The following is a 6,217-nucleotide window of genomic DNA, read 5'->3' as shown; positions in this document are numbered from 1 at the left end:
AAGATGAGTGCTCTCACTACTTTAAGTAGGTAAGGTCACGGGAAGACTACCCGTTAATAGGTGTTCGGTGGAAATGCAGTAATGTATGCAGCCTAGACACACTAACAGACCGAGGACTTGACCTCATTTCTCTTTTCACTTCTGACTATGCAGCCTTCTTTGTTTCTTTAGTTATTGTCTTTAAAAAGATTATTCTCTTTAAAAAAAGAAAGCTTGTTTCTATTCGTTGAATTTAGAAGCAGGCTTTCTTTTTTACGTTACCTTGCGTTACCTACAAACAGCACGATTGTTAGCATTTAGAACTATTGTGCCTTCTTCTCCATTAATAATAACTGGGTTGCCTGTGCTAACTCTCAATAATCGTGGTTTTTTATTCAAACATTCTGTAACCTCTTCTCCCCAAGCTTCTATAGAAGCAGTGTACTCCGCTCTGTAACGCAAAAGCTCATCTAGAGTAATTCCAGTGGGTATAGGAGGTAAGTTGTTAACAAAAGCATCAGTTATTGGAGAATCTGTACTGATGCTGTCATCAACATCAACTTCAGTAATAATTGGAAAATCAAATTTTCTGGGTAAAGTTCTGTAAGGAATAGACAAATCTGGTAATGGATAATATTCTTCCTTACCAGATTTGTAATCGAAATCAGATGGTATTGCCAAAGCTGGTAGAGGTAAATTTGCAACGACTAAAGCACAAACACTTCCTAATAATGTAGAAAATTTTTTCATTTTTTTTCCTAGTTCTAGATCGATTTAATTAGATATCAACTAACAAGTTAGTTTGGCAAATCTTTAAAGTTTCTAAAGTTTCTGCCCTTGATGCTTTCCATCGCCTAAATAAATTAACTTCTTTAAATAAAGAGAAGTCAAAAGTAACTGGCGAACAACTTAAACAAGGCAAAATTATCAGACTCTACAAAATACTGTAAAATTCAACAGCATATCTTAATAAAGTAAGATATCTGTTATCGCAGAAGGCAGAATAAAAAATCTAGCTTTGGATGTTTTCACCTTTCCTTCGACTGCTATAATTATTCACTACTACATGAATTAAATTAATGTAAGCACTGAAGTTAATATTTTACTGATGATGAGTCACTTCAGAATAATATACTTTAATCCTTGTATTTTAATAATATTCTGATAACCACAAGAAAAATGTATAGTATCTATCAGTTAATATCAAAAAAATTTTACTTAATAAGTTGTTATTTTTGAAATATATAAAATAAAAAAAATACAAAAATGGAATTGTCCACAAGTATGATAATTCCCGTAGCACCTGCGGGATATAAATCTGGATTTGTTGGTATAATAGGACGGCCTAATGTTGGCAAATCTACTTTAATGAATCAACTGGTAGGGCAAAAAATTGCTATTACTTCCCCAGTTGCTCAAACTACTCGTAATCGTCTCCGTGGTATTTTGACTACAGAAGCAGCGCAGATGATTTTTGTTGATACTCCTGGTATTCATAAACCTCATCACCAATTGGGCAAGGTATTAGTTCAAAATGCTAAAATAGCAATCCAATCTGTGGATGTAGTGTTGCTGGTAGTGGATGGGTCAGTAATAGCTGGTGGGGGCGATCGATATATTATAGATTTACTCAACAAAACAGATACTCCTGTGATTTTAGGTTTGAATAAATTAGACTTACAACCTCAAGATGATCGGGAAATAGAAGCTAGTTATCATCAATTGATCGCTCCCCACCCCTGGCAAATAGTGAAATTTTCTGCTCTTACAGGAGAAGGAGTAAAAGGACTACAAGATTTGTTGATTGAACATCTTGAAGCTGGACCTTATTATTATCCTCCTGACTTAGTAACTGACCAACCAGAACGTTTTATTATGGGGGAATTGATCCGAGAGCAAATCTTACTTTTGACTCGTGAAGAAGTACCGCACTCAGTAGCGATCGCTATTGATAGAGTAGAAGAGGAAACAAATATTACTCGTATTCTTGCTACTATTCATGTTGAACGTTCATCTCAGAAAGGAATTATTATAGGTAAAGGCGGGAATATGTTAAAAGCTATTGGTAGTGCAGCACGTCAACAAATTCAAAAGTTAATTGCTGGAAAAGTTTATTTGGAATTATTTGTAAAAGTTCAATCTAAATGGCGACAGTCTCGAATTCAATTAGCAGAATTGGGTTATCAAGTTGAGGAATAAAAGAAATTATATCATGTCTGGTTAAACAGTTATAAATAAATGACGAAGGAGTCATAAATCAGGAGTCAGGAGGGAAAAAAGAAGAAGAAAGAGAAAGTTTTTCTATCACTAATTATCAAGATATGATATTACACTTTCAAATAAAAATATATTAGTTTAGACTCTAAAGATATAAAGAATTGGCATTGATCAATTAGACTATGAATTTGTTAAGGTGAAATAGAATAAATAATATTAGGCGTTCGCTTTCACCTGAATTATTACCAAAATGTAAATCGGAAAATATCCGTAAAAATGGTAAGAATAGGTATTAATTAATGATGGATTTCATTACTTATATCATGTTAGGATAATCACTAATAACAAAAACCTTATCCCTTTGAACCTTTCCTTCCCTTCTGCCTTCTGCCTTCTGCCTTCTGCCTTTTTCAATGCATTGTTCCTGACTGCAAACGAAGCATATAATTTTTTAGATCGGACGCAACTTCACCTGACATTAAATAGCAACCAATTAAATTAGGAAAAGCCATCGCTAAAAGCATCATATCCGTAAAATCTAATGCAGCACCAACACTAACATTAGCACCAATTATTACACCCAAAATATAGATTATTTTAGGAATAATAGCTGTCTGACTGCCAAACAAATAATTCCAAGAAATTATTCCTTGATAAGCAGTACCAATCATAGTTGAAAAAGCAAATAAGAAAACAGCAAAAGCCAACAGATAAGGGGACCAAGTAAAAACTGAAGCAAAAGCATCAGAAGTCATTTTTACTCCATCAATTCCTTCCCGAGAATCTTGATAAACTCCTGTAATTACAATTACTAAAGCTGTCATATTACAGACAATAACTGTATCAATAAATGGTTCTAATAAAGCAACTATTCCTTCTCGAATTGGTTCATTAGTTTTAGCAGAAGCATGGGGAATAGATGCAGTACCTAATCCTGCTTCATTAGAATAAGCTGACCGTCTTAACCCTATAGAAAATGTTGTGACAAAACCACCAGCAACGACTGCTGAAGGAGAAAAAGCTTCAGTGAAAATTTTACCAAAAGCTGGCAGAATTTCTGTAAAATTAATACCTAAAATCCACAGACAAGCAACAATATAAATAACTGCCATTGTTGGTACTAAACTACCAGCAACTGTACCAATACGTTTCATTCCAGCCAGAATGACGATCGCTACTAATATTGCCACGATCGCACCATAAACCCAACTTGATAACCCAAGTATAACATTAGAAACGGCGATGTAAGACTGATTGGTTTGGAAAATGCTAGCACCAACTAGGGTAGATAGTCCGCAGAAGAATGCAAATAAAGTGGCCATTCCTTGTCCCACTGCACGGAATCCCATATTAGCTAGACCTTTGGATAAATAATACATTGGGCCTCCAGCTATAGAACCATCTGAGTTGATTCTTCGGTATTTCAGACCGAGAGTACATTCTGTAAATTTGCTGGTCATACCAAATAACCCACCAATAGTCATCCAAAATACTGCACCAGGCCCGCCTAATTGGATGGCGATCGCGACACCTGCCACATTTCCTATACCCACTGTGCCAGAAATAGCTGTGGCAAGAGCTTGGAAGTGAGTAACTTCTCCTTCATCTTCTGGGGAATCATATTTTCCTCTCACGATATCAATAGCGTGTTTAAAACCTCGGATATTAATAAACCCCATACGAAATGTTAGTAAAATTGCTCCTAAAATTAGCCACAATACAATTAGTGGAAAACCAGCAATATCAAAAAAGATAATTTTTTCTAGAATGGCTACTAACTTTTGAAAAATCCCATCAATCGCACTAAAAATATTAGTATTTTCGACCTTTGTGACAGCTAAAGCAGTAAAATTTACTGTAGTAATAAATATTATGGACAACAGCATACTTTTGACTAATTTTTGAGGAAAATTTTGTATTTAATTATCTCTAATGAGCAAAATAATAATAGATATCATTAGATATCATTAATATATACTCATGGGTTTATTATTTTTAAACCTACAGTCAAGAACATTGATTAAAAATATATTTTTAACAAATTATTACACAATTTTCAATGAATGCTAGTTTAAACTAAATCTTATAGTTAAGGTTATACAGAGATTTGTAAATTACCTTTACAGATTTTAAGTTAGAAAAGGAACTCTATTTGTATACTAGGTTCATTATTAACTATTACTTGTACTGTAAGCATTCAGCCATCAGCTATCAGCTATTTATGAGAGTAGGAGGTCAAAGCAATTGAAAAATTGAGAGAGAATTAAAAGTTACTGCCAAGGTACGCTCCTTCAACCTGAAAAAATTATTCATTATCAAAATAATTGGTTTTAAAACCCCGCCTTTTAAGGCGAAATATTTTTGGAGCCTTGCTCAAATCCCTGTTACAAAAATAACTTCTGACTTCTGACTTCATTATTTGCACTCAGTGCTGACTGCTAAGAGCTGTTTGCGCAGCATTCCGAAAGAAAATTTATTCGTTAAAAAACCATGACTGCAGAAAATACACAATCAAAAATTCAAAATAGTAAAATAGCAATTCTCCTACACAATGGCATCCAGGGTACATCAGGTAAAACTGGCTTATCACTATTGCGCTACAGTAAAGCAGAAATCGTTGCTGTAATCGATCGCCAATGTGCCGGAAAATCATTACCCGAACTTACTAAAATTCCCCGCGATATACCAATAGTTGCTTCTGTTGCCGAAGCGATCGCTTTTGACCCAGAAGTATTAGTCATTGGTATTGCTCCTTCCGGCGGTGCTTTACCTGATGAATGGTTTGGAGAAATCAAACAAGCAGTTACTTCTGGGTTATCAGTAGTCAACGGTTTGCATAGCTTTCTGGCAAATCATCCAGAAATTCAACCACTATTGCGACCTACGCAATGGATATGGGATGTGCGTCAGGAACCTCAAGGATTAACTATTGCCAGCGGGAAAGCTAGAACACTTTCTTGTCGCCGAGTCTTAACAGTGGGTACTGATATGGCTATCGGTAAAATGTCTACCAGTTTAGAACTCAATGCCACAGCTCAACGCCGAGGTTTAAACTCTAAATTTCTCGCCACAGGACAAGCAGGTTTAATGATTGCTGGCAATGGTATTGCCTTAGATGCAGTGCGAGTTGACTTTGCTGCTGGAGCAGTGGAACAAATGATTATGCAGTTTGGTAAGACCCACGACTTACTGATTATTGAAGGCCAAGGTTCTCTATTGCATCCAGGTTCTACTGCTACCCTCCCACTATTGCGCGGTACTCAACCCACGGATTTAATCTTGGTGCATCGTGCTAATCAAACTCATATTCGCAATCATCCCAGTGTTTTGATTCCACCGTTACCTAAAGTAATTGAGTTCTATGAGATGGTAGTCGCTGCTGGTGGCGCTATGGAAGCAGTGCGAGTTATTGGTATTGCTATGAATACTTTTCATTTAGATGAAGTGACGGCTAAAGAAGCGATCGCTCAAATGGAAATAGAGACTGGTTTGCCTTGCACTGACCCTGTGCGTTTTGGTGCGGATCTATTATTGGATGCAGTTATAGTAGGCAACAGGCAACAGTTCATTAATTGATAATGGATAATTGATAATTACCTCGGGTTTTAACCGTGACGGAATTGAATATAAGGAAATATTATTTCTTCTCTTGGTCGATTGGATATGGCTCCGAGACCTCGCCATCCCACCCTTCGGGAAGCTCCGAAGATAGACCGCTTTTTTCCCCTTCAAAGGGAAGGCGCGAATTATTTAATTAGGGTTTGCTGAAAAAGTCTTTTAGTAGGGGTAGGAGACAGGAGACAGGAGACAAGAGACAGGAGGAACGGGGAATTATAGAGGAGGTAGTCGGAAAAATTGTAAGAGTGATTTTTCTGTCATAATCGTCCCAAAATACTAGGGCGTGTCATCAATTAAAAAATTGACAAAATGGGTATTGTATGCTCTAGGTCGATGGCGATCGCTATGCTAATAAAATGACAGAAGCTGCCAAATAAATTCCTCCTAGGAAGTTAACCGAACG

General features: G+C 36.2%; 4 protein-coding genes and 1 rRNA gene. 3 read left to right on the top strand and 2 right to left on the bottom strand.

Annotated elements, in window-relative coordinates; all coding sequences use genetic code 11:
• Positions 1-125: ribosomal RNA gene (locus F6K27_RS31960) — 23S ribosomal RNA — on the top strand; the annotation flags it as partial.
• A 142-nt stretch (positions 126-267) separates the two neighbouring features.
• On the opposite strand, the gene F6K27_RS31955 is transcribed toward F6K27_RS31960, so the two are convergent.
• Positions 268-729 carry a hypothetical protein gene (locus tag F6K27_RS31955; protein WP_287279879.1) on the bottom strand — a complete coding sequence of 154 codons (462 nt, stop codon included), beginning with the start codon at positions 727-729 and terminating at the stop codon, positions 268-270.
• Positions 730-1,245: 516 nt separating this feature from the next.
• On the opposite strand from F6K27_RS31955, the gene era reads away from it, so the two are divergent.
• On the top strand, positions 1,246-2,178 hold the full coding sequence (gene era / locus F6K27_RS31950) for a GTPase Era (protein WP_287279878.1): 933 nt from the start codon (positions 1,246-1,248) through the stop codon (positions 2,176-2,178).
• A 428-nt stretch (positions 2,179-2,606) separates the two neighbouring features.
• Here the strand turns inward: era and F6K27_RS31945 are convergent, their stop codons facing one another.
• The gene (locus F6K27_RS31945; RefSeq protein ID WP_287279877.1) at positions 2,607-4,082 is read right to left on the bottom strand and encodes a sodium:alanine symporter family protein; all 1,476 of its coding nucleotides are present in this window, start codon (positions 4,080-4,082) and stop codon (positions 2,607-2,609) included.
• Positions 4,083-4,686: 604 nt separating this feature from the next.
• On the opposite strand from F6K27_RS31945, the gene F6K27_RS31940 reads away from it, so the two are divergent.
• The gene (locus F6K27_RS31940) at positions 4,687-5,772 is read left to right on the top strand and encodes a DUF1611 domain-containing protein (RefSeq protein WP_287279875.1); all 1,086 of its coding nucleotides are present in this window, start codon (positions 4,687-4,689) and stop codon (positions 5,770-5,772) included.
• The last annotated feature ends 445 nt before the right edge of the window (positions 5,773-6,217 follow it).

Origin of the sequence: Okeania sp. SIO2F5 (assembly GCF_010692685.1) — a bacterium.
GTDB classification, from domain to species: domain Bacteria; phylum Cyanobacteriota; class Cyanobacteriia; order Cyanobacteriales; family Microcoleaceae; genus Okeania; species Okeania hirsuta.
This window is presented reverse-complemented; position numbering and strand designations above follow the sequence as displayed.